Origin of the sequence: Pseudomonas sp. 2835, assembly GCF_050435905.1 — a bacterium.
Lineage (GTDB): Bacteria > Pseudomonadota > Gammaproteobacteria > Pseudomonadales > Pseudomonadaceae > Aquipseudomonas.
This window is the reverse complement of the sequence record NZ_JBNDLE010000027.1, coordinates 20,819-42,998: the sequence shown is the minus strand read 5'-3', so window position 1 is coordinate 42,998 and position 22,180 is coordinate 20,819. Positions and strand designations below refer to the sequence as shown.

The following is a 22,180-nucleotide window of genomic DNA, read 5'->3' as shown; positions in this document are numbered from 1 at the left end:
GGCGTTACTGCCCTCTCATCAATTGAGCAGCGCGAACAGCGAAATAGGTGAGGATGCCATCGGCGCCCGCCCGTTTGAAAGCGGTGAGGGATTCAAGGATAACCCCTTCACTGAGCCAGCCGTTCTGAATCGCCGCCATGTGCATGGCGTACTCGCCGCTGACCTGGTAAACGAAGGTCGGCACTTTGAATTCGTCTTTGACCCGGTGAAGGATATCCAGGTACGGCATGCCCGGTTTGACCATGACCATATCGGCACCTTCCGACAGGTCGGCGGCCACTTCGTGCAGGGCCTCGTTACTGTTGGCAGGGTCCATCTGGTAGGAGGCCTTGTTGGCCTTGCCCAGGTTCAGCGCCGAGCCGACCGCATCGCGGAACGGACCGTAGTAGGCGCTGGCGTACTTGGCCGAGTAGGCCATGATCCGCACATTGACGTGACCGGCCAGCTCCAGCGCTTCACGAATGGCCTGGATGCGGCCATCCATCATGTCCGATGGCGCGACCACCTGGGCACCGGCATCGGCGTGGGACAGCGCCTGGCGCACCAGGGCATCGACGGTGATGTCGTTCTGAACGTAGCCTTCTTCGTCGAGAATGCCGTCCTGGCCGTGGGTGGTGAACGGGTCCAGGGCAACGTCGGTGATCACCCCAAGCTCCGGGAAGCGCTCACGCAGGGCGCGTGTGGCGCGCTGGGCGATGCCATCGGGGTTCCAGGCTTCAGCGCCGTCGAGGGATTTCTTTTCAACCGGCGTCACCGGGAACAGCGCCAGGGCTGGTATCCCGAGGTTTACCCACTCTTGCGCAGCTTCCAGCAACAGGTCGATGGACAAACGCTCGACGCCCGGCATCGAAGCGATTTCTTCGCGGCGGTTTTCGCCATCGAGGACAAACACCGGGAGAATCAGGTCATCGACAGTCAGAACATTTTCGCGAACCAGACGACGGGTGAAATCGTCACGACGGTTGCGACGCAGACGGGTGGCAGGAAACAAACGGTTAGCGGGGGTAAAGCTCACGGCAGACTCCTGAGCCCGCGCAGGCGGGCGAGCGCGACAGTTATAAGCGGCCATTATGACGCCTGTATGACAGGCAAGGGCAACCCTGCGACTTGAGGACGCAGTCATTGTCCTTGTAGGAAATGTTCACGTCGAGACACATTTGGACACTTTCCCCAAAGGCCACGAAGGGTTAGGCTGCGCGTTCATTTCGCCAGCACCCAGAAAATGCTCCAACAATTCCTGCAGGATTTCGGCTACTTTGCCCTTTTTCTCGGCACGTTTTTCGAAGGTGAGACCATCCTGGTTCTCGCAGGCTTCCTTGCGTTCCGCGGATACATGGATATCAATCTGGTGGTCGTGGTGGCCTTCTTCGGCAGCTATGCCGGCGACCAGCTGTGGTACTTCATGGGGCGCCGCCACGGGCGTAAATTGCTGGCGCGCAAACCGCGCTGGCAGATGATGGGCGACCGCGCACTGGAGCATATTCGCCGCCATCCGGACATCTGGGTCCTGAGTTTCCGCTTCGTCTACGGCCTGCGCACAGTGATGCCGGTGGCCATCGGTCTGTCCGGCTACCCACCGCGCCGCTACTTGCTGCTCAACGGCATCGGCGCAGCCATCTGGGCACTGGCCCTGGGCGCCGCCGCCTATCACTTCGGCGCCATTCTCGAAGGCCTGCTGGGCAACGTGAAGAAGTACGAGCTATGGGTGCTCGGCGGCCTGCTGGTGCTCGGTGGCTGCCTGTGGCTGCGTCGGCGCTTCAAGGCCGCACGCATTGCGCGCAAGGAAGCGGCTGCCGTAGAGGCCGAAAAGGCTGAGCAAGCTGTAGCCAAGCAGCAGGACCCAAGCCAGGGCAGCGACCGGCCCTAAGCCCGTCATCCCGGCCAGGACCATGGCCGGGACATTCAGCCCCAGGCGCAGCAGTTCCAGCCTGAAGGCCCAGGGGCGGTTCTCCAGGGCTGTGCCGAGCACGAACAAACCAAATGCCATCAGGCCGCAGCCCAGCACCAGGGCAGCCACCGACAGCTGCTCGGCGCGCTCCATCAAATAACTGCCCAGGCCCACGTATACCGCGAACTGCAGCGCCACATACAGCTGCTGCGGCCAGGCCAGCGGCACCTCGAATTTCTGGAAGCGGCTCAAGTCCTGCTTGGCTTGCGGATAACGTCGGGCAACGTCATCCGGCCGCCAGCCGGTAGGCATGAACCAGATCCGCAGCTTGTCCCACCAGCGCTCGGCATACCGCGCATCGCTCCAGAGCTGGGCATAGAACTGCAGGTTGGCCCACAGCGGGTTCCAACTGGCCAGCGGCGTGGTCACGCCAAAAATCACCGGCTCGTTGTCGTCCTCTTCCTGGAAGGTGCCAAACAGACGATCCCAGACAATGAACACTCCGCCGTAGTTGCGATCCAAGTACAAAGGGTTCTGCGCATGGTGGACGCGATGATTGGACGGGGTAATGAACAGCCATTCCAGCCAGCCCAGCTTCGGGATGTGCCGGGTGTGCACCCAGAACTGATACAGCAGGTTCAGCGCCGCAACGGTGATGAACACCAGCGGCGGCACGCCCAGTACGGCCAGCGGCAGGTAAAAAATCCACGACAGCAAGAAGCCGCTGCTGGTCTGGCGCAGGGCCGTGGACAAGTTGTAGTCCTCGCTCTGGTGATGCACCGAGTGGGCGGCCCAGAGGATGTTGCGCTCGTGGCCCATACGGTGCAGCCAGTAGTAGCAAAAGTCATAGACGACGAACGCCAGCACCCACACCCACAGCGCCTCGCCCGGCAACTTGAACAGCGCCAGGTGTTCCCAGGCCAAGGCGTAGGTCACCAGGCCAACGCCCTTGGTCAGCAGGCCGGTGGTGGTCGACAGCACGCCGGTGCTGAGGCTATTGATGGCATCCGCCAGGCGATAGGTACGCATGCCGCGCAACCGGTCAGCGAGCAGCTCGGCAACGATCAGAACAATGAAGAACGGTACCGCCAAGAGGATCAGGTCCATGGGTCTTTTCATCTCCAGCCTATCCAGCAAGATTAGGCCGGGAATGGCATAAACCCTATGGCGACATCTGCCAAACTAGAGGACATTTAGCGCCTCGAATCGGGAGTAGTGAGCATGACCCAGAAAAAAGTTGCTGTGATTCTTTCCGGCTGTGGCGTCTATGACGGCGCTGAAATTCATGAAAGCGTGATCACCCTGCTGCGTCTGGACCAGCGCGGCGCGCAGGTGCAGTGCTTTGCGCCAAACATTGCGCAAATGCACGTGATCGACCACCTGACCGGTGAAGAAATGCCCGAGACCCGCAATGTGCTGGTGGAATCGGCACGCATCGCTCGCGGCGAGGTCAAGGACCTGCGCGAAGCCGACGCCAAGGACTTCGACGCGCTGATCGTGCCGGGCGGCTTTGGCGCGGCGAAAAATCTCTCGAACTTTGCCGTCGAAGGCGCGGGCTGCAGCGTGCACCCGGACGTCTTGGCCCTGACTGAAGCCTTTGCCGAAGCGGGCAAGCCGGTCGGCCTGATCTGCATCTCACCGGCCCTTGCGGCGAAGATCTACGGCCCTGGCGTGGTCTGCACCATCGGCAGCGATGCCGGCACCAGCGCGGCGATCGTCAAGATGGGCGGCACCCATGAGGAATGCGATGTCCATGACATCGTCGAAGACACCCAGCGCAAGCTGGTCAGCACTCCGGCCTACATGCTGGCAAAAAGCATCAGCGAAGCGGCTGGCGGTATCTACAAACTGGTCGACCGGGTGCTGGAACTGACCCACGAGAATGACTGAACACCCCTGTAGGAGCGGGCTTGCCCCGCGATCGAGCGCGAAGCGGTCGTCGTCCAGGCACCACATGATGAGCTGAGATTACGGACCTCATCGCGGGGCAAGCCCGCTCCTACTCAGCCGAGTAAGGATGCGGTCCAGGGAGTTGGCAAATGCCTGCTTCTCGCGGTCGCCATAAGGCGCCTGGCCGCCACCGACCTGCCCCTGCTCGCGCAGGTCGGTGAACAGGTTGCGCACCGCCAGGCGCTCGCCCATGTTGCGCTCGTCGAACTCCTTGCCGCGCGGGTCGAGGCAGGCAACACCCTTCTTGACCAGGCGATCGGCCAACGGCACGTCACTGCAGATCACCAGTTCGCCGGGCACCGCATGTTCGACCAGGTAATCGTCGGCGGCATCCGGCCCGCTGGGTACGACGATCAGCTTGACGCAGGCAAAGGCCGGCTTGATCTGGCTCTGGCCAGCCACCAGCACCACTTCCAGCTGACGCTTGAGGGCAAACTTGACCAGTTGATCCTTGGCCGCCTTGGGGCAGGCGTCGGCATCGATCCACACACGCATGGCACAGATTTCCAACAAAAACGGGCGAACAGTATCCCTGCTCGCCCGTTTGGCTTCAAATCAGCCCGCCGGTTGGCGGCGCTTCTCGGCCAGGCGGCTGCGCCCATAGAGGATGGCAATGGCCAGCAATGCCACGACTTGCGCGGTCAGCGAATAGGCGTCGGCATGAATGCCCAGCCAGTCGAAATCGAAGAACGCCACCGGCCGGGTGCCGAACACCCCGGCTTCCTGCAGGGCCTTGACCCCGTGCCCGGCAAACACCACTGACAAGGCGCACAGCAGGGCCGCGTTGATGCTGAAGAACAGCGCCAGCGGTAACCTGGCCGAACCGCGCAGGATCACCCAGGCCAGGCCAACCAGCAGCACCAGCGCCGTGGCACCACCGGCCAGCACCGCGTTGTGCCCGGCCGGGCCTGCCTGCAGCCAAAGGGTTTCGTAGAACAGAATGACTTCGAACAGCTCGCGGTATACCGAGAAGAACGCCAGCACGGCAAAGCCGAATCGCCCGCCACCACTGACCAGGCTGCTCTTGATGTAGTCCTGCCAGGCCGCCGCATGACGGCGATCGTGCATCCACACACCCAGCCACAGCACCATGACGCTGGCAAACAACGCCGTGCAGCCTTCGAGCAATTCACGCTGGGCGCCACTGACGTCGATCACATACGCCGCCAGCGCCCAGGTACCAAGCCCGGCCAGCAGGGCCAGGCCCCAGCCGACGTTGACGCTGCGCACCGCCGATTGCTGGCCGGTATTGCGCAGGAAGGCGAGAATCGCCGCCAGTACCAGGATCGCTTCCAGGCCCTCGCGCAGCAGGATCAGCAAGCCGGAGATGTAGCTCAGCGACCAGCTCAGGCCATCGCCGCCGAGCAGGCCGGCAGCGTCCTTGAGTTTAGCCTTGGCGGCGTCAAGGCGCTGCTGCACCTGCTCCAGCGGCAAGCCGTCCTGCAGCGATTGACGGTAAGCCATCAGCGACTTCTCGGTGTCCTTGCGCACGTTGGCATCGACGTTATCGAGCGAGCTTTCGACCAGTTCGAAGCCCTCCAGATAGGCCGCCACCGACAGATCATAGGCTTGTTCGTGGTCGCCGGACTGGTAAGCCGCGAGGCTCTTGTCCAGGGTCGCGGCGGTGTAATCCAGCAGTTGTGCCGGGCCGCGCTGGACCTGCGGCGGTTGCGCACGCTGGGCGCGGAACAGGGCAAGCGCCTGCGGCCCTTCGCTGGCTTCGACTTCGGCCGGTGTCTGACGGGCCAGGTCGGCCAGGTTGTAGGTCTTGTCGCCCTTGGCCTTGGCCGGATCGGCAGTGAAGCTGGCCACATAGGTCGCCAGGTCCCAGCGCTGACGCTCGTCGAGCTGGTCGGCGAACGACGGCATGTCGGTACCTTCGATGCCCAGGCCCAGGGTGTTGTACAGGTCGAACAGGCTCAGGCGATCGAGCCGCTCGGTGCTGCGCAGGTTCGCCGGCGGCGGGGTCAGGCCGAGGCCGGCCGGGCCATCTCCAGCACCGCTATCGCCATGGCACACCGAGCAATGCTGGGCATACAGTGGCGCACCGCGGCTCGGGTCGGGGGTGATGATCGGCGCCTGGCTGACCTCATAGGCCACCGCCAGTTGCGCGCCGAGCTGGCGGGCTTGTCGGGCGACGCCAGGGCCGTCCTGCCGCTGGCTGACCGCCTCGCGCAATTGCACCACACCCTGCTCCAGGGCCTGGCGCTCCTGGTGTGCTGGCAAGGCGACAATCAAGCCTTGCAGCACATCGATGAACTCAAGCTGTTCACGATACTCGCCCTCGTCGATGACCTTGCCTGCCTCGACCGTGGCCGGGTAGTCGGCACCAATGTAATCGAGCAGGTGCAGAGCCTTGGCAGCGCCATCGGTACTCTCGGCCAGCAGCGTGGCACTGCTCAGCGCCAGCACCGGCCAGAGCAGCCAGGCGAGTAAGCGGGAACGGGGAATCATGAGCGACTCTCAAATGGAAATACGAGGTAAAGCATTGTTCACTTCCACTGCCGTTCACTCAAGGCTTGCCAGATGAATCCTTGAAAAATTTTGTGACAAATACCCAGGCACACATTCCTGCTAAAGAACAACCGTTCGTCGGCCGATAGTTCAATGCTGGCACGACGGCAAATTCCTAAAGCACAACGCCATTATTTAGCCAGCAAATACGTTTATAATGCCGCGCCGCTATATAGCGGATCAGAATTTAGGCTCTTCTTTTAAGAGGATTTGGCGATATTTGCCAAAGGGATGACAGCCTTCTCGCCCCCAGGCTCTTCATCAATTCAGGGAAGAAGAATTCAGATGGCATCCCGTGTCCTCACCGTCGCGACACTGCTCGCGGCCGTTCAACTGGCTGGTTGCTCGGCCTTTCGCAGCTACGATAGCGAACTTCAGGAAACCAACCAGCACCTGACCAGCGGCAACGTCGACGCTGCTCTGGCCCTGCTGGAAAAAAACAACAAGGGTGAGGACAAAGACCTTCTCTACTACTTCGAGAAAGGCGAACTGCTGCGCTCCAAGGGCGACCTGGCCGGCAGCCAGCTGGCCTGGCGCAGTGCCGATGACGTGGTGTTCAAGTGGGAAGAGTCGGTCAAGCTCGACACCGACAAGTACCTGAGCCAGTTCGGCAGCTACCTGGTCAACGACAAGGTGCGCCGCTACGAAGGCTATGACTACGAAAAAGTCATGCTGACCACGCAAATGGCCCTCAACCTGCTGGCCCAGAATGACTTCGACGGCGCCCGTACCGAGATCAAGAAAACCCATGAACGCGAAGCGGTGATCGCCGAGCTGCGCGACAAGGAATACCTCAAGCGCGAAGAAGAGGCCGAGAAAGAAGGCGTCAAAACCGAGTACAAAGACCTTCAGGGTTACCCGGTAGCCAGCCTCGACGCCCCGGAAGTGGTCGGTCTGAAAAACAGCTACCAGAGTGCGTTCAGCCACTACCTGTCCGGCTATGTGTACGAAGCCCTGGGTGAAAAAGGCCTGGCCGCACCGGGCTACCGCAAAGCCGCCGAACTGCGCCCGAACACCCCGCTGCTGGAAAAAGCCCTGCTCGACCTGGACAAGCCTGCTGCGAAATCCGCCGACAGCGATGTCCTGATCGTGATCCAGAGTGGCCTGGCCCCGGCCCGCGACTCGGTGCGCATCCCGCTGCCGCTGCCAATCAGCGGCAACCTGGTGATCACCCCGCTGTCGTTCCCGGTGATCAAGGAAGACACTTCCACCGCGCATTTCAGCGAAATCTACCTCAACGACCACTCGCTGAAACTGACCGCCCTCAACAGCACCACCGCCATGTCCCGCCGCGCCCTGCGTGACGACATGCCGGGGATCATCCTGCGCACCAGCGTGCGCGCCATCACCCGCGGTGTGGCGCAAAAGCAATTGAACGACGCCAGCCCGCTGGCCGGCCTGGCGCTGGGTATCGCCTCGACCATCACTGAAGGTGCCGACACCCGCACCTGGCGCACCCTGCCGGATGAAACCCAAGTGGCCCGCGTGCGCCTGCGCCAGGGCGAGCACCAGCTGAGCCTGCCTTCGAGCCTGGGCGGCAGCCAGGTCAGCGTGAAGATCGACCGGCCGTTCCAGGTGGTCACCCTGCGCGTGGTCGGCAACCAGGTCTTCGCCGGTGGCCCTGCCCTGCAGGTGGCGCCAAAAGCCACTGGCCAGGCCGTCGCCAGCCTCAAACAACCTTAAGGAAACGTCATGCGTATCAAACTGCTCGCCGTTCTCGTCACCGCCCTGCTGGCCGGTTGCGCGACCCCGCCTCCACCAGAGCCCGGCAGCGCCGCCAGCAAAGTGGTGAAGATGGGCAACCTGAAGAACATAGAAACCGGTCCGATGCGCGTTGCGCGCGAGAACGGCTTCTTGACCGTCAAGGTGTCGCTGAACAACACCAGCAGCAGCAACAAGACCCTGTTCTACCGCTTTGCCTGGCTGGGCAACGACGGTTTCCCGGTTGCCGATGAAGAGAGCTGGAAGACCGTCACCCTGTACGGCAAGCAGGCCAGCGTACTGCCGGCCATTGCCCCGGTATCCCAGGCCACCGACTTCCGTATTGAAGTTCAGTCTCAGTAATCATTTTTGCAGGAGCACATTTTCATGATTGCACGCATTTCCCTCGCCGCCATCGCCATTGCCCTGGTCAGCGGCTGCAGCACCCCGTCGCCGGTCCTGGGCGGCAAGAACATCGGCTACGGCGACAGCAAGGCTGTGGAGCTGGTGACCAACGAGTTCGGCTCGACCGACCTGCAGATGATCGCCGAATCCATGACCCGCTCCCTGGCCCAGTCCGGCATCCTCCAGGGTCGCCCGGTGGTGCAGGTCTATGACGTGAAGAACAAGACCAGCGAGTACATCGATACCCGCGAAATCACCACGTCGATCAAGACCCAGCTGATGAAGTCCGGCACCGCCCGCTTCGCCAGCGACAATACCCAGATGCAGAGCCAGGTCGACCAGCTCAAGCTGCAGAACCAGAGCGGCCTGTACAAGAAGGGCACCGTGGCCAAGACTGGCAACATGATTGCCGCCAAGTACCGCCTGGAAGGCTCGATCAGCTCGATCGTCAAGCGCAGCAGCGACTACAAGGACGTGTTCTACAAGTTCAGCCTGCAGCTGATCGACGTCGAAAGCGGCCTGGCCGAGTGGATGGACGAAAAAGAAATCCGCAAGACCACGGAGCGCTAAGCGATGCGTGCATGGATGGGCATTCTGGGCCTGGCTTGCGCGTTCAGCGTGCAAGCGGCCCCCAAAGTTGCGGTAACCGACCTCGCCTACCAAGAGCGTGTGGAGCAGTACATCCACATGGTCTCGGCGCAGAACAGCAGCCAGGCGAGCATGTACCACGCCAGTGGTTCGTCGAGCTACAGCGAGTTCGAAAGCAGCGAGAGCTACATCGAGCAGACCGAGCTGCGCAAGTTCAGCGGCGACATCAAGGGCGAGATTCTCAAGTCCGGGATGTTCCAGCTGGTCCAGGGTACGCCGTACACCGCCGATGCCAAGGCTGACGTCTATGACGTCATCCGCCGTATCAAGAACGGTAACTTCAAGGGCGCCGACTACGTACTGTTCGGCACCTTGTCGGATATCGACTTCCAGCGCGATATCACCTCTCTGGACAACACCAATAGCTATTCGGCGATCCTCGGTCTGAGCCTGGTAGCCGACTTCAGCCTGATCAACACCAAGACCTACGAGATCACCTCGGCGTTCACCGCCATGGGTGAGGGCCAGGACACCAAACTGGTCAACAGCCAGGATGTTCGAGTCACCCTCAACCGCCCACGGGTGGTACGTGAGGTTTCCAAGGAACTGGGCATGGACGTTGCCAAACAGTTGGCCGAGCAGTTGGTAGGCGCGATGCCGGAGCGTGAACGCGCCCCGGCGCGCAACAACCTGCCGCCTGACGAGCCGGCGCAGATCCTGCGTTGAGAAAGTAAAAAGGCGACCTTCGGGTCGCCTTTTTTGTCCTGATGATTTCCTACACCGGCGCACGCCGAATGCTCGCCAGCAAGGTTGCAGCCCCCAGGAACAACCCGGCAAAGGTGCGATTCATCCGCCGCTGCTGCCGTGGCGTGCGCAACAGGCGCAGCACTTTGGCTGCAAGCCCGGTGTAACCGGCCATGACCATCAGATCGACGGTGACCATGGTCGCGGCGATGATCAGGTACTGCGGCAGCAGCGCCGCGTGCGGGTTGATGAACTGCGGCAGCACTGCAAGCATGAAGATCAGCGCCTTGGGGTTGCTGACGTTGACCAGAAAGCCACGGAACACCAGGCTCAGCGGCTTGCCGATCGGGCGTACGGTGGAATCGTCGGTAATGTCAGCCGGAAGCGCCCGCCACTGCTTGACCGCGAGGTAAACCAGGTAGGCGACACCGAACCATTTGATCACCTGGAATGCGGTGGCCGATGCCGCGAGGATGGCACCGACGCCGGCGGCAATGACTGCAATCTGCAGCACCAGGCCCAGCTGCAGGCCTAGCGCGTTCCAGTAGCCGCGCCAGAAGCCGTACTGCAGGCCACAGGACATCGAGGCGATGGCCCCGGCACCCGGCGACAGACTGATCACCCAGCAAGCGGCCAAAAATGCCAACCACGTTTCCAATGACATCGCGCACCTCGGCACTAACTTGTTACAAACCTCTAAGCTAGTGCCCTGGCGAAAAAATCACCACGATTTTTTTCCGCGACCGATCAATTACCCGGGGTTTTGCTCTCGCTCACCAGCGGCAGCACTTCGGCCCCGCGCCAGCGCCGTACCGATTTCTGGAAGAACTGGCTGTTAGGCACCTGCACCAGCGCACCGCCAGCTTCCGGCAGCTCGATCAATGTGGTGAACAACAGGTTGATGGCCACCACCCGGCCTTTGACGCCCGGCTTGTCGATGGTTTCGACCAGCTCGACCACATCGCCGATGCGAAAGGGCCCGACGGTAAAGATCAGCACCGCGCACAGCAGGTTCGACAGCACGCTCCACATGGCGAAGAACGCCACCGCGGCAACCGCCACGAACCCGGACAGTGCGGTCCACAGCACCGTGGCGGAAACCCCCAGGCGCTCGAGCACGAAGATCAGCGCACTGCCCATGATCAGCCAGCGCAGGCCGCCACGCAGCGGCACCAGCAGCTCGGGTGGCAACGGATAGCGCTCGCCCAGGCGCTTGAGGCAACGGGCAACCACGCGCTGCAGGATGAACGCCGCCGAAAGTATCAGCAGGATCTGCAAACCCAGCCAGAACGGCGCGATCCATTCCACCGGCAAGGGCAACTGCAAGGATTCCATCAGGACAACGCCTCCAGCTCCGCCTGCATGCATTCGAGCGCTTCCAGGGCAGCCATCCAGGCTTCTTCCAGCTCCCCTTCACGGACCTTGAGCTTGGCCTGCTGGGCCAAAAGGTCACGCAACTCGTCCTTGCGCGCGGCTTCATACAGGGCGCTGTCACCCAAGCTGGCATCGACCTTGGCCAGTTGCTCGTGCAGGGCACCCAGCTCGCGCTCGAGCTTGTCGGCTTCACGCTTGTGCGGTGCCAACTGCTGACGCAGGGCGGCTGCAGCCTGGCGCTGGGCCTTTTTGTCGGTCTTGTCGGCATTGACCGGCGCAGTGCTGACCGGTGCATTACGTTGACGGTACTCGACCAGCCAGCGGGTGTAGTCGTCCAGGTCACCGTCGAAGGTTTCGACCTTGCCGTCGGCGACCAGCAGGAAGTCATCAGTGGTGCTCTTGAGCAGGTGCCGGTCGTGAGAAACCACCAGCACCGCGCCACTGAACTCCTGCAGGGCCATGGTCAGCGCCAGACGCATTTCCAGGTCCAGGTGGTTGGTCGGTTCGTCGAGCAGCAACAGGTTCGGCCGTTCCCAGGCAATCAGGGCCAGGGCCAGACGGGCTTTTTCGCCACCGGAGAAATTCACCACTGGCTCGTCGATGCGACCACCACGGAAGTCGAATCCACCCAGGAAGTCTCGCAAAGTCTGCTCGCGCTCGGTCGGTGCCAGGCGCTGCAGGTGCAGCAACGGGCTGGCCTTGTTGTCCAGCGAGTCGAGCTGGTGCTGGGCGAAGTAGCCAACCGAGAGGTTCTCGCCGCGCACCAGGCGCCCGCCGAGGGGCTCCAGCTCGCCGGCAAGGTTCTTGATCAGGGTCGACTTGCCCGCGCCGTTGGGGCCGAGCAGGCCGATCCGGGCACCGGGGGTGAGCTGAAGCTTGACCTTCTCGAGGATGGTCTTGTCGCCATAGCCCAGACGGCCTTCGGACAGGTCGAGCAGCGGGCTGGAGATTTTCTCCGACTCGCGGAAAACGAAGTCGAACGGCGAGTCAACGTGCGCCGCCGACAGCTCTTCCATGCGCTCCAGGGCCTTGATCCGGCTCTGCGCCTGACGGGCCTTGGTGGCCTGGGCCTTGAACCGGGCGATGTACTTTTCCATGTGCGCGCGCTGCGCCTGCTGCTTCTCGTAGGCCTGTTGCTGCTGCGCCAGGCGCTCGGCACGGGTACGCTCAAACGCAGTGTAGCCGCCGCGGTAGAGGGTCAGCTTGCATTGCTCGACATGGGCAACGTGATCGACTACGGCATCGAGAAAGTCACGGTCGTGGGAGATCAGCAGCAGCGTACCCGGATAGCCCTTGAGCCAGTCTTCGAGCCAGAGGATCGCGTCGAGGTCCAAGTGGTTGGTCGGTTCGTCGAGCAACAGCAAGTCGGACGGACACATCAGCGCCTGAGCCAGGTTCAGGCGCATCCGCCAGCCACCGGAGAAGTCGCCGACCCGACGGTCCATCTGCTCGTTGGTAAACCCCAGGCCTGCCAGCAGCTTGCGCGCCCGCGCGTCGGCGGTATAACCGTCGGCGCTGTCGAGCTCGATGTGCAGGCGTGCCAGCGCAGTGCCGTCGTGGGCGGCTTCGGCCGCAGCCAGGTCAGCCTGGACCTTGCGCAGGCGGGCATCGCCGTCGAGCACATAGTCGACTGCCAGGCGCTCGAGGGTGTCGACCTCCTGGCGCATGTGCGCGATGCGCCAATCTGCTGGCAGCTGGCAGTCGCCCGAGTCGGGTGTCAACTCACCGCGCAACAAGGCGAACAGGCTGGATTTACCGGCGCCGTTGGCACCGATCAGGCCGGCTTTCTGGCCGGCGTGCAAGGTCATCTCGGCGCCTTCTAGCAGGCGCTGTGGACCACGCTGTAAAGTGAGGTTCGATAGTCTGATCATAATGGCCGCGGAGTCTACCAGCTTCGTCGGCAACTGGCGCGAGTGGGACCATGCACACCGACCTGTGGAATTTTGCCTTGAAGCTCTACGCACGACCAGGCGTGGAAGCCGCCTGCCTGCAATGGCAGGCGCTGGGTGGCGACGTCTGCCTGCTGCTGTGCGGCGTGTGGCTCGACGCACGCGGTATCGCCGCGAACCAGCACCGGGTTAAGCAGCTCAAGCAAATCGCCGATGCTTGGCAAACCGAGGTGGTGAAACCGCTGCGCGCCCTGCGCCAGTCCTGGCGTGAAGATGCCGCCAAGGATGCGCAACTGGCGGGATTGCGCGAGCAGGTAAAAGGCTTGGAGTTAGCAGCAGAGCGCATCCTGCTGGAGCGCCTGGAGACGGCCTGCAAAGACTGGACAGCAACGCCCGAAGCCGGAATGGACTGGATAAACTGGCTGGCCCCCGAAGGCGCCGGTGCGCATCACGACGCGCTGCACAAGCTGCGCGCCGTGATGCTGACGACTCAGGACGCCGAAGACGGAGTCTGAGTGGTCGATGCTGCCGAAGGTGCTGGCGCAGGCGACGTAGTGGCTGCCGGTGCAGAAGCAGCAGGTGCTGGCGACGCTGCTGGAGTAGCAGGCTTGGCAGCTACGGGCTGAGCGGGTTTGGCAGCAGCTGGCTTGGCTGCCGGTTTGGCAGCTGGTTTGGCCGGTGCTTTCGCTGCAGCGGGTTTGGCGGCTGGCTTGGCTGCGGGTTTAGCCGCTGCTGGTTTGGCTGCAGGCTTGGCAGGTGCTTTCGCCGCTGCTGGTTTGGCCGCTGGTTTGGCGGCAGGCTTGGCCGCTGCGGTTTTCGCCGCTGGCTTGGCTGGCGCTTTAGCCGCAGGTTTTGCAACCGCAGGTTTAGCCGCTGGCTTGGCTGCGGGTTTGGCTGCTGCGGTTTTGGCCGCAGGCTTGGCCGGGGCTTTTGCGGCGGCAGGCTTGGCTGCTGCAGTTTTTGCCGCAGGCTTGGCGGGTGCTTTGGCAGCCGGTTTGGCAGCAGGTTTTGCCGCTACAGGTTTAGCCGAAGGTTTTGCTGCTGGCTTGGCTGATGCGGTTTTTGCCGCAGGTTTTGCGGCTGGTTTGGCTGCTGGTTTGCTCGCCGCTTTGGCGGGTGCTTTGGCCGGTGCTTTGGCGGCAGGTTTGGCTGCTGCAACAGCAGGTTTGGCCGAACGCACGCTCAATGCCTTGGCAGCAGCTTCCCTGACCTTGCCCACGCCCTGGGCCAGCTTCAGGCTCTCTTGAGCATCACGCTTGAGCTGCAGGATGTAGGTGCGGGTTTGCGTCTGGCGGTCTTTCAACGAATCGAGCAAACCTTCAAGTTCACTCACTCCGTCCTTGGCCTTCTTCTGCGCCTTGGCTTTGCCGGCCTTGGCAGCGTCCTGCAATTTCAAGCGCGACTTGTGCAGTTTTTCCTGAGCCTTGCCGCGTTGTTTTTCCAACTTGGCGAGCAGTTTTTCAGCATCAGCCAGCGCTTGCGAGCAGGCATTTTCCAAATGATCGAGCAGGCTGCCCGAGAGTTGCTGGAGCAGGTGCAACGGCGTACTTACTGGCTTCTTATTGGCCGACATGGTTTACCTCCTGGCTGACGAGATTGCGGCTCATACTATGCTTCTGCTGCTACCGCCGCTAGGGCATGTTGACAGTATTAAATGCGCCGCGTTGCATGCCTGGGCAAAGTTGTTATCGCTGCAGCTGGAAACAAGTGTAGATGCTGCACAAAGTGTTGCTGATATTTACACGAAGTGACCAGCGAAGGCTGGCATACTTTATTTCCTCTGAAGCAGGAGCGAGCCTGTGCCGCGTTATCTAGTCCTTACCCTGTTGCTGTTGCCGACTTCGTTAATTGCAGCGCCTGAAACTAATCCCGCCAGCGACCATGACCTGGCCTACAGCCTGGGTGCCAGCCTGGGTGAACGCCTGCGTGCCGAAGTGCCTGGCCTGCAACTCGATGCCTTGATCGAAGGCTTGCGCCAGGCGTATCAGAACAAGCCGCTGGCACTGAGCAAAGAACGGATGGCGGTGATACTCAGCGAACATGATGCCCAGACCAACGAGGCTGCTGTTCAAGCGCAGACTGAACAAATGCTGAGTGCGGAAAAACGATTCCTGGCCACTGAGCGGGCCCGCACCGGAGTGCGCGAACTGACTGATGGGATACTCGTGAGCGAGTTGCAGGCCGGCACTGGCAGCAAGCCAAAAGCCGGTGGCAAAGTCCAGGTTCGTTATGTTGGCAAGTTGCCGGATGGCACGGTGTTCGATCAGAACCAGCAGGCGCAATGGTTCAATCTGGACAGTGTGATTGAAGGTTGGCAAGTGGCATTGCCACAGATGGCAAGCGGGTCGAAATGGCGGCTGGTGATCCCTTCGGCGCAGGCTTACGGTGCCGACGGCGCGGGCGACCTGATTGCGCCTTATACGCCGCTGGTGTTCGAGATCGAGTTGCTCGGGGTTGCCGACTGAGGTCGGCAGCACCGTCAGGCCTGGACTTCTACTTTTTCCTCGTGCGCGTTATGCAGCACTTCGATCAAGCAGTCTTCAAGCTCGAAACGCTCATGCAACAAGCTGCCGAGTTCACCCAGTTTTTTTGCGAAGCGCTCAGGGTCGTTGCAGTTGCCCTTGTCGCAGTGATCATTGAAGGCTGAAGCGATTTCGGTAATTGCGTCGATGCGAGGGCTGATCTGCTGGGCCAATTCAAGCCCGCGAGTGTCGCCAAAGGCCTTGGCTTCGCTGACCAGTTGCTCGCTCACTTCGAAATGCCAGGCTGAAACATAATCGACCAGTACCGCACAGAAATCCCGGCTCTTGTCCTTGTCGGCAAACGCCGGCTTGGCATCACGCAGTGCGCGAAAAGCCGTCACCAGCTCTGCACGCTCATCCAACCAGCGGTCAATGAGCTTATGGACCCCACCCCAGCGTTCCTGAGCATTCTGACAACTATCTAGCATGGCGATCTCTTCCCTTCTGGGTAATGCCCCCTGCCCCCGCGCCGCAAATGTGCAGAGCAAAGGTGAAATCAGCAGAGCGGCATCGAGCAGCTGTGTTTTCGGTATGCGTGCAGGGAGATTATTCCCGTGCGCCCTAGCCTTCAAGGTACGCACGCGACAAAGTTCATACAAGTGTTTAATCCGCCCATCCTTTGCCGCCGGTCGCTTGCACCGTGAAAAACTTCGCCTCAGTTTTTTACCGTGCGACTGAACAGCGGTCGGGTACGGCCGAGCAGGCGGCAGATCGGCAAGGTTGCCAGCAGCACGAAGGACAACAGGCTCCATTCCGGCAGGGTCAGGTCGAGGAAGCTCCAGTTGATCGGCACGCAATCCTGGCTGCCGATGACCATCGCCTTGATCACCTGGAGCATCGGCATGTTCTCGATGACGTACTCGAAAGCCGGTTCGCATTCGATGCTCGACAGTGCCGGATTGCCTTGCAACCAGACATGCCGGGCGGCGAGGAGTGCCCCGCCAGTGGCGAAGAACAGCGCTAGCGCTGCATAGATGCGGGTGCCCAGGCGCCCCGGGGAATGGACCACAGCGCACAGGCAGACCAGGGCAAAGGCGCCGAGGAACAGGCGTTGGCTGTAGCACAGCGGACATGGCACCAGGCCCATGCCGAACTCCAGGTAGTAGGCGGCAGCCTGGACCAGCACCGATGCCAGCAACGCCGGGAAGAACAATGAACGCAAGCGGGCCAACGACATGGCGAATCCAGAAGCGCGATAGACAGGCGATAACGGTAGAGGAAACGCGCGGCTTGTATCAAGGCAAGACAGCCGGGAGAAGTCCTTGAACGCCCAGGGAAGCATCCCGAACTCAGCAAGAAAAATACGTTGATACTTGAAGGAATACTTACCGACTAACGCAGGAAACTGGCTCGAGCCCATGGGCACGCGTTTTTCTGCGCACCCATGGGTAGATCAAGCTCGCACGGCCTCTGGCAGCGGCAAAGCCAGCAGACGCTCATCAAGCATGCCCAGACCTTCCTGGAACAGCTGGTTGCTGCGCTCGGTATCGCCCAGGCCGGCGAGCAGGCGCGCGAGCTCGGCACAAGCCTCGGGATTGCGCTGCACCCGCAGACTGCTTTCCAGGTAGTCCCGCGCCTTGCCCCACAGCCGGTTCTGCAAGCTCAAGCGGCCCAGCGTCAACAGCAAGCTGGGGTCCTCGGGATGGTCCTTGAGCCAGCCTTCGGCAGTTTGCAACTGGCGCGCCGGGTCGCCGCCACGCACCAACCCGTACAGTCGGGCCAGATGACTTTCATACTGGCGCTTGAGGGCAGTGCGCAGGGCCTGCTCGGCTTCGTTCTCGGCGCCCAACTGGCGCAACTGCTCGGCGTAGGCCAGCACCAGCTGCGGTTCCTGGCGTTGCGCAGCGGTGAGCTGCTGCCAGGCGCGCTCCAGGGATTGCCGGGCGGTTTGTTCATCACCTTCGCGGCTGGCAGCCAGGCTCAGGTTCTCACCCCAGGCACGGCGCTCCAGCTCGGCCAGCTCTGGCGCCGGCAACACTTTGTCCTTGCGCAGCTCGGGCAGCAGCCGGATTAATGCCGACCAGTCACCCCGCTCGCGATACAAGCGCTGCAGCAGGCGCAACACCTGTACGTTATGCGGATGGCGCTCCTGCATGGCCTGCAGGGTCACCAGGGCAGCGTCGCTGTCACCGCGGTCCATCTGCAACTGGGCGTGGCTCAGAGCGATGGCCAGCTCGGCTTCGGGCTGGCGCTCCAGGGCCCGTTCCAGCAGGTTGTCGCTGTCTTCGGTGCGGCCCAGCTCGTTGGCGGCACGTGCCGCGCCGAGGTAGTACAGCAGCGGTTGGCGTTCGGCTTCGGCAGCGCGATGCAGGTGGCGCTGGGCACTGGCCCAGCGGCCCTCGGCGAGGTCCAGCTGGCCTTGCTCGATCGCCACTTGCGTGCGACGGCTACGGTTACGCCGCGACCAGGGATTGACCACCCCGCCGGAAGTCAGCACCAGGCCGACCAGGTAGCGCACCAGCAGCACCGCGAGGATGATCCCGGCGAGCGCCGCCAGGGCTGCCCACAGGCCCGACTGATAGCGAAAGCTGCCGTAGGAAATCAGCACATAACCGCTGTGCTTGGCGATCGCGATACCAAGCGTGGCGGCCACGGCTATGGCCACCACCGCCAGCAGGTAGACGCGCTTCATGGCTTGGCCTCCTCGGCCGGCAGGTGCCGACGTTCAAGGTAGGCCTGCACAGCGCTGATGCTGTCAGCCAGGTCCGGCACCACCACCGCAACCGGCTGCTCGGCGAGTTCGTTGAGGGCGGCGAGCATGGCCTGGCTCTGCGGATTGTCCGGGTTGAAGTTGGCCAGCAACACGCTGCGGGCATCATCCAGGGCCTGGGTATAGACCTTGGCTTCGCCATTGAGCGCAGCCCACTGGGCCTGTTCGATGGTCAGGCTCAGGGCCAGGCGCAACTGGTTGAGCGACTGCCCGGCCAGCAACGGACGAATATTGTCGTCGGCGTTGAAATCGATCTGGAAGTACTTCGACAGCTCCGCCCACCACTGCGACCAGCGACTGGCGCCATCGCCGTCGGCAGTCAGCGCACCCATGGCGTCGGCGTTACTGTTGAACTCCGGCGACTGCGCGCTCAGTTGCAGCACTTGCTCGCGCTGGGCCGCCAGCTTCAGGAACAGTCCGGTGCGGTCGGGCTGCTGAACGCTGTTGAGGGTGGCCAGGCTCTTGGCCAGTTGTTCACGGGCGGCAAATGAACCCGGATCGCTCTGTTCGCGGAGGATTTCGTCTGCACCCTTGACCAGCTCACGGGCACTGACGATGTCCTGCACGGCAGACAGGCGCAAGCTGGCCAGACGCAACAAGTGCTCGGCTTCAGCCAGACGCCAGTCCTTGCGACTGGCACCAAGGACGGTCTCCAGGCGTTGGCTCAAGCGTTGCTGATCACCCTGCAACTGAGCGACCAGACGCCGACGGTCTTCCAGTTCGGAAGCAGCCGGCAAAACCGCCAACTGCGCAGAAAGTTGCTGTTCGCGTTGCTGCAGGGCCTGGGTCTGCTCGCTCAGGGCCTGCAGGCTCTGCACCTGGCCCTGCTCGGCACTCTGGAGCTGGCGAAGCTGCCATACGCCCCATCCACCCACTGCGACACCGGCCGCACCCAGCAGCAAGGCCAGGATTGCCAGACCATTGCCGGACCGCTTGGCAGGTTCGACGGGGGTTTGCGCAGGAGCCTCTGGGGCTTTCAGTTCTTCGTTGGGCAAGACAGTTTCGCTCACGTATCCATCCTTTGCTTTGTGGCACGTCGCCAATCAGCTTAGCGCCTTAGGGGGCTGGTGCAGGAGTTTCCTGCAATGTTGCCAGCAACGCCGTGGCACTGGCACCACGGCAATCCACTACATTCTGTGCGCCACTGGCGCGGGCAAGTTCCGCCACCCGTGGGCTGGGCACGAACAACGCCAATTGCGCCAACCGAGGCCAGTCTTCTGCGGCCAGTTGGCGCAGGTGTTCAAAACCCTGCCCACTGCTGACCACCAGGCCGTTCAGGCGTTCCCCGGCAATACGCCGGGCCAGGGTGGCCTCAGGGTAATGCGGCAGGTAGCGACGATACAACTCGAGGTAATCGACCCGCGCGCCCAGCGCCGCCAGACGTTCGGCGAGCAGTTCGCGCCCGCCTTCACCGCGGATGATCAACACCCTTGGCCCAGGCCGCTTGATGGCGTCGGTCAACGCCGGCAGTTGCAGCAACGCCTCGCTGTCATCGCCTTGAGCCGGGTAGCTGACGTCGAGGCCGTGGTCGTCGAGGATCTGCGCGGTGGCTGCACCTACAGTGAACCAGGCTTGCGCGGGCGGTTGCGGCCAGTGCGCGTTCAGTTGCTCAACCGCCAGGCGTGCCGCCGGCTTGCTGACGACGATGATCGCGCAGTACTGATCGAGTGCCTGCAACTGGTCAAGCTGCGCCGGCGCCAGGGCCAGCGGCTCGGTTTCCAGCAACGGCAGGCTGCTGCTGAATACGCCCTGTTCGGCAAGCGTGCGGGCCAGCGCGGTGCACTCTTCGGCCGGCCGGGTCAGCAGCAGGCGCCAGCCGCTCACGGGTGCCCGGCCTCGCCGTAGACCGCCTTGAGGATGTCTTCGGCGCCTTGCCCGAGCAGGTCTTCGGCGACCTGGATGCCAAGCGCTTCGGCATTCTGGCGCGGTGCGCGGGCCTGGGCGGTGAGCAGCTTGCCGCCCGCCGGCTCGCCAACCAGGCCGCGCAACCACAGCTGCTCGCCTTCGAGCACCGCGTAACAGGCAATCGGCACCTGGCAGCCGCCATTGAGGTGTTTGTTCAAGGCGCGCTCGGCAGTAACCCGGTCGGCCGTGTCGGCGTGATGCAGCGGCGCCAGAAGCGCATGGATTTCGCTGTCGGCACTGCGGCACTCGATGCCCACTGCGCCCTGGCCGCCTGCGGGCAGGCTGTCGTCGACGCTGATGCTGGAAGTGATGCGGTCTTCGAAGCCCAGGCGGATCAGGCCGGCGGCGGCGAGGATGATGGCGTCGTACTCGCCGGCATCGAGCTTGGCCAGGCGGGTGTTGACGTTGCCACGCAGGAAGCGGATCTCGAGGTCCGGGCGGCGGGTCAGCAGTTGGGCCTGGCGGCGCAGGCTTGAAGTGCCGACGATACTGCCGGCCGGCAACGCCTCAAGGCTGTCAAAGGTGTTGGAAACGAAAGCATCGCGGGGGTCTTCACGCTCGCAAATGCAGAACAGCCCCAAGCCTTCGGGGAAGTCCATCGGCACGTCTTTCATCGAATGCACGGCGATGTCGGCCTGGTTCTCCAGCAGCGCGGTTTCCAGTTCCTTGACGAACAGGCCCTTGCCGCCGATTTTCGACAGCGGCGAGTCGAGCAGCTTGTCGCCACGACTGACCATCGGCACCAGGGTCACGACCAGACCGGGATGGGCCTGTTCCAGACGGGCTTTGACATATTCGGCCTGCCACAGGGCCAGGGCACTTTTGCGGGTGGCAATGCGGATTTCGCGAGTGGACATGGAACGATCCGTACGAGATAGATTCGCCCGATGATAACAGCTCAGTCCAGACCGCTAGCAGATCTAAATCATGGCAGGAGCCGACCATCCCTGGCCGTCGTCCGCTCCCTGGTCCCGCCCTTAAAGCTGTTGCATCATTTTGCGCACACCGGCCACATGCCGGCGGCTGACGATCAGGGCGTCGCCATTGAGGCCCTTGAGGAACAGCTGGAAATGCCCCAACGGCGTGCGCTGCAGGCGTTCGATACGGTTGCGGGCGACCAGTGCATTGCGGTGAATACGCACGAAACGTTCACCGAACTCGTCTTCCAGGGCCTTGAGCGGCTCGTCGAGCAGTACTTCACCGGATTCGTGGCGCAGGGTCACGTACTTGTGATCGGCAATGAAGTAGATCACCTGATCGAGGGGGATCAGCTCAATGCCTTTGCGGGTACGGGCACTGATGTGGCTGCGCGGACCGCTGCCGCTCTCGGCGGCCGGGCGGGTCAGGGCCGCCAGTTGCACACGGTTGGGCCGTTCGGCCTTTTTCAAGGCATCGCGCAGGCTGTCGGCCTGCACCGGCTTGAGTAAGTAGCCCAGGGTACTGTCCTTGAACGACTCGACGGTGAACTCATCGTCACCGGTGCAAAACACCACCGCAGGCGGTGCTTCACGTTCGCACAGCCGGGCAGCAACCTGCAGCCCATCCAGGCCCGGCATGCGAATGTCGAGCAGGACCACCTCAGGCTTGAGGCTGTCGATCAGGGCCAGGGCCTCTTCGCCATTGGTGGCGCTGGGCTCCAGCACGGTATAGCCCTCCAGTTCGCCGAGCAGTCGGCTCAGGCGTTCCCGGGCTTGGGGTTCGTCATCAACGATCAGGACATTCATATTGCGCTGGATTCCTGCGTGAGTCTCGCACAAGGATAGCGTAGACAGGTGAGGTGACGACCGTCACGGCGATCCACGCTCAGACTCGCACGATGGCTAAAGATTCACTGGCCCGGCAGGAAACATGCCGAGCCTCTGTCCAACTGTAGACGGTTGCCGCAACACTGCCGTTCAATCGATAAATATCCTGTTGCAAGCGCGCTGTCGCGGGCCTGTGCTGCGACATAAACCCGCATTTGCCCCGACCGCCGCACTCCGGCAGCCCC

The 22,180-nt window shown here is 62.4% G+C and carries 22 protein-coding genes and 2 pseudogenes; 8 read left to right on the top strand and 16 right to left on the bottom strand.

The features are described 5' to 3' along the window. Window positions 1-4: 4 nt before the first annotated feature. Window positions 5-1,015, bottom strand: coding sequence for a porphobilinogen synthase (gene hemB / locus ABIE20_RS25380; protein ID WP_429508145.1), 1,011 nt, complete (start codon window positions 1,013-1,015; stop codon window positions 5-7). A gap of 207 nt (window positions 1,016-1,222) precedes the next feature. Here hemB and ABIE20_RS25375 point away from each other — a divergent pair, with 207 nt between their 5' ends. Further along, window positions 1,223-1,867: a DedA family protein gene (locus ABIE20_RS25375; RefSeq protein ID WP_082075496.1), complete on the top strand. Its 645-nt coding sequence runs from the start codon at window positions 1,223-1,225 to the stop codon at window positions 1,865-1,867. 501 nt (window positions 1,868-2,368) lie between these two features. Here the strand turns inward: ABIE20_RS25375 and ABIE20_RS25370 are convergent. Further along, window positions 2,369-2,917, bottom strand: a pseudogene (locus tag ABIE20_RS25370) (sterol desaturase family protein); the annotation flags it as partial. 192 nt (window positions 2,918-3,109) lie between these two features. On the opposite strand from ABIE20_RS25370, the gene elbB reads away from it, so the two are divergent. Further along, complete coding sequence (gene elbB, locus ABIE20_RS25365; protein ID WP_429508144.1) at window positions 3,110-3,778, top strand: isoprenoid biosynthesis glyoxalase ElbB; 669 nt, start codon at window positions 3,110-3,112, stop codon at window positions 3,776-3,778. Window positions 3,779-3,865: 87 nt separating this feature from the next. Here the strand turns inward: elbB and ABIE20_RS25360 are convergent, their stop codons facing one another. Next, window positions 3,866-4,333 carry a YaiI/YqxD family protein gene (locus tag ABIE20_RS25360; RefSeq protein WP_038998109.1) on the bottom strand — a complete coding sequence of 156 codons (468 nt, stop codon included), beginning with the start codon at window positions 4,331-4,333 and terminating at the stop codon, window positions 3,866-3,868. A gap of 60 nt (window positions 4,334-4,393) precedes the next feature. Beyond that, window positions 4,394-6,292 carry an FTR1 family protein gene (locus ABIE20_RS25355; protein WP_429508143.1) on the bottom strand — a complete coding sequence of 633 codons (1,899 nt, stop codon included), beginning with the start codon at window positions 6,290-6,292 and terminating at the stop codon, window positions 4,394-4,396. Between the two features lie 345 nt (window positions 6,293-6,637). On the opposite strand from ABIE20_RS25355, the gene ABIE20_RS25350 reads away from it, so the two are divergent. Genes ABIE20_RS25350 through ABIE20_RS25335 form a run of 4 tightly spaced genes read left to right on the top strand, consistent with a single transcriptional unit; the run spans window position 6,638 to window position 9,772 of the window. Further along, a complete protein-coding gene (locus ABIE20_RS25350) occupies window positions 6,638-8,035 on the top strand; it encodes a COG3014 family protein (RefSeq protein ID WP_429508141.1) in 1,398 nt (465 codons plus the stop codon). A 9-nt stretch (window positions 8,036-8,044) separates the two neighbouring features. Further along, window positions 8,045-8,416 (top strand): YcfL family protein, encoded by a 372-nt coding sequence (locus ABIE20_RS25345; RefSeq protein WP_045201027.1) that lies wholly within the window; start codon window positions 8,045-8,047, stop codon window positions 8,414-8,416. Between the two features lie 24 nt (window positions 8,417-8,440). Beyond that, window positions 8,441-9,028: a penicillin-binding protein activator LpoB gene (gene lpoB, locus ABIE20_RS25340; protein ID WP_045201026.1), complete on the top strand. Its 588-nt coding sequence runs from the start codon at window positions 8,441-8,443 to the stop codon at window positions 9,026-9,028. Window positions 9,029-9,031: 3 nt separating this feature from the next. Beyond that, on the top strand, window positions 9,032-9,772 hold the full coding sequence (locus ABIE20_RS25335) for a penicillin-binding protein activator LpoB (protein WP_123566906.1): 741 nt from the start codon (window positions 9,032-9,034) through the stop codon (window positions 9,770-9,772). A gap of 49 nt (window positions 9,773-9,821) precedes the next feature. Here the strand turns inward: ABIE20_RS25335 and ABIE20_RS25330 are convergent, their stop codons facing one another. The 3 genes from ABIE20_RS25330 to ABIE20_RS25320 all read right to left on the bottom strand — a co-directional run bounded on the left by ABIE20_RS25330 (window position 9,822) and on the right by ABIE20_RS25320 (window position 13,035). Then, window positions 9,822-10,454, bottom strand: a complete 633-nt coding sequence (locus ABIE20_RS25330) for a LysE family transporter (protein ID WP_429508138.1) — start codon at window positions 10,452-10,454, stop codon at window positions 9,822-9,824. A gap of 83 nt (window positions 10,455-10,537) precedes the next feature. Then, window positions 10,538-11,125 (bottom strand): mechanosensitive ion channel domain-containing protein, encoded by a 588-nt coding sequence (locus ABIE20_RS25325; RefSeq protein WP_429508136.1) that lies wholly within the window; start codon window positions 11,123-11,125, stop codon window positions 10,538-10,540. Next, window positions 11,125-13,035: an ATP-binding cassette domain-containing protein gene (locus ABIE20_RS25320; RefSeq protein ID WP_429508135.1), complete on the bottom strand. Its 1,911-nt coding sequence runs from the start codon at window positions 13,033-13,035 to the stop codon at window positions 11,125-11,127. The genes ABIE20_RS25325 and ABIE20_RS25320 overlap by 1 nt, the downstream gene beginning before the upstream one ends. A 50-nt stretch (window positions 13,036-13,085) precedes the next feature. Here ABIE20_RS25320 and ABIE20_RS25315 point away from each other — a divergent pair, with 50 nt between their 5' ends. After that, complete coding sequence (locus ABIE20_RS25315; RefSeq protein WP_429508133.1) at window positions 13,086-13,568, top strand: TIGR02444 family protein; 483 nt, start codon at window positions 13,086-13,088, stop codon at window positions 13,566-13,568. Here the strand turns inward: ABIE20_RS25315 and ABIE20_RS25310 are convergent. Further along, entirely contained in the window at window positions 13,544-14,626 is a 1,083-nt protein-coding gene (locus ABIE20_RS25310) for an AlgP family protein (protein WP_429508132.1), read from the bottom strand. The genes ABIE20_RS25315 and ABIE20_RS25310 overlap by 25 nt on opposite strands. A gap of 226 nt (window positions 14,627-14,852) precedes the next feature. Between ABIE20_RS25310 and ABIE20_RS25305 the strand changes: the two genes are divergently transcribed. Then, window positions 14,853-15,518, top strand: a complete 666-nt coding sequence (locus tag ABIE20_RS25305; RefSeq protein WP_429508130.1) for an FKBP-type peptidyl-prolyl cis-trans isomerase — start codon at window positions 14,853-14,855, stop codon at window positions 15,516-15,518. A 14-nt stretch (window positions 15,519-15,532) separates the two neighbouring features. Here the strand turns inward: ABIE20_RS25305 and rsd are convergent, their stop codons facing one another. From rsd to ABIE20_RS25265, 8 genes and pseudogenes are all read right to left on the bottom strand, one after another. After that, window positions 15,533-16,003 (bottom strand): sigma D regulator, encoded by a 471-nt coding sequence (gene rsd, locus ABIE20_RS25300; RefSeq protein ID WP_429508174.1) that lies wholly within the window; start codon window positions 16,001-16,003, stop codon window positions 15,533-15,535. Window positions 16,004-16,230: 227 nt separating this feature from the next. Beyond that, window positions 16,231-16,752 (bottom strand): disulfide bond formation protein B, encoded by a 522-nt coding sequence (locus tag ABIE20_RS25295; protein ID WP_429508128.1) that lies wholly within the window; start codon window positions 16,750-16,752, stop codon window positions 16,231-16,233. Between the two features lie 216 nt (window positions 16,753-16,968). Then, a complete protein-coding gene (locus tag ABIE20_RS25290) occupies window positions 16,969-18,207 on the bottom strand; it encodes a heme biosynthesis protein HemY (protein WP_429508127.1) in 1,239 nt (412 codons plus the stop codon). Beyond that, window positions 18,204-19,295, bottom strand: coding sequence for a uroporphyrinogen-III C-methyltransferase (locus ABIE20_RS25285; RefSeq protein WP_429508125.1), 1,092 nt, complete (start codon window positions 19,293-19,295; stop codon window positions 18,204-18,206). The genes ABIE20_RS25290 and ABIE20_RS25285 overlap by 4 nt, the downstream gene beginning before the upstream one ends. Window positions 19,296-19,341: 46 nt before the next feature. After that, a complete protein-coding gene (locus ABIE20_RS25280) occupies window positions 19,342-20,109 on the bottom strand; it encodes a uroporphyrinogen-III synthase (protein ID WP_429508123.1) in 768 nt (255 codons plus the stop codon). Beyond that, window positions 20,106-21,047, bottom strand: coding sequence for a hydroxymethylbilane synthase (gene hemC, locus ABIE20_RS25275; RefSeq protein ID WP_429508122.1), 942 nt, complete (start codon window positions 21,045-21,047; stop codon window positions 20,106-20,108). Before hemC ends, ABIE20_RS25280 begins: the two co-directional genes overlap by 4 nt. A gap of 120 nt (window positions 21,048-21,167) precedes the next feature. After that, complete coding sequence (locus ABIE20_RS25270; protein ID WP_429508120.1) at window positions 21,168-21,914, bottom strand: LytR/AlgR family response regulator transcription factor; 747 nt, start codon at window positions 21,912-21,914, stop codon at window positions 21,168-21,170. After that, window positions 21,911-22,018: pseudogene (locus tag ABIE20_RS25265) on the bottom strand (sensor histidine kinase); the annotation flags it as partial. The gene ABIE20_RS25270 and the pseudogene ABIE20_RS25265, both read right to left, overlap by 4 nt. Between the last annotated feature and the right edge of the window lie 162 nt (window positions 22,019-22,180).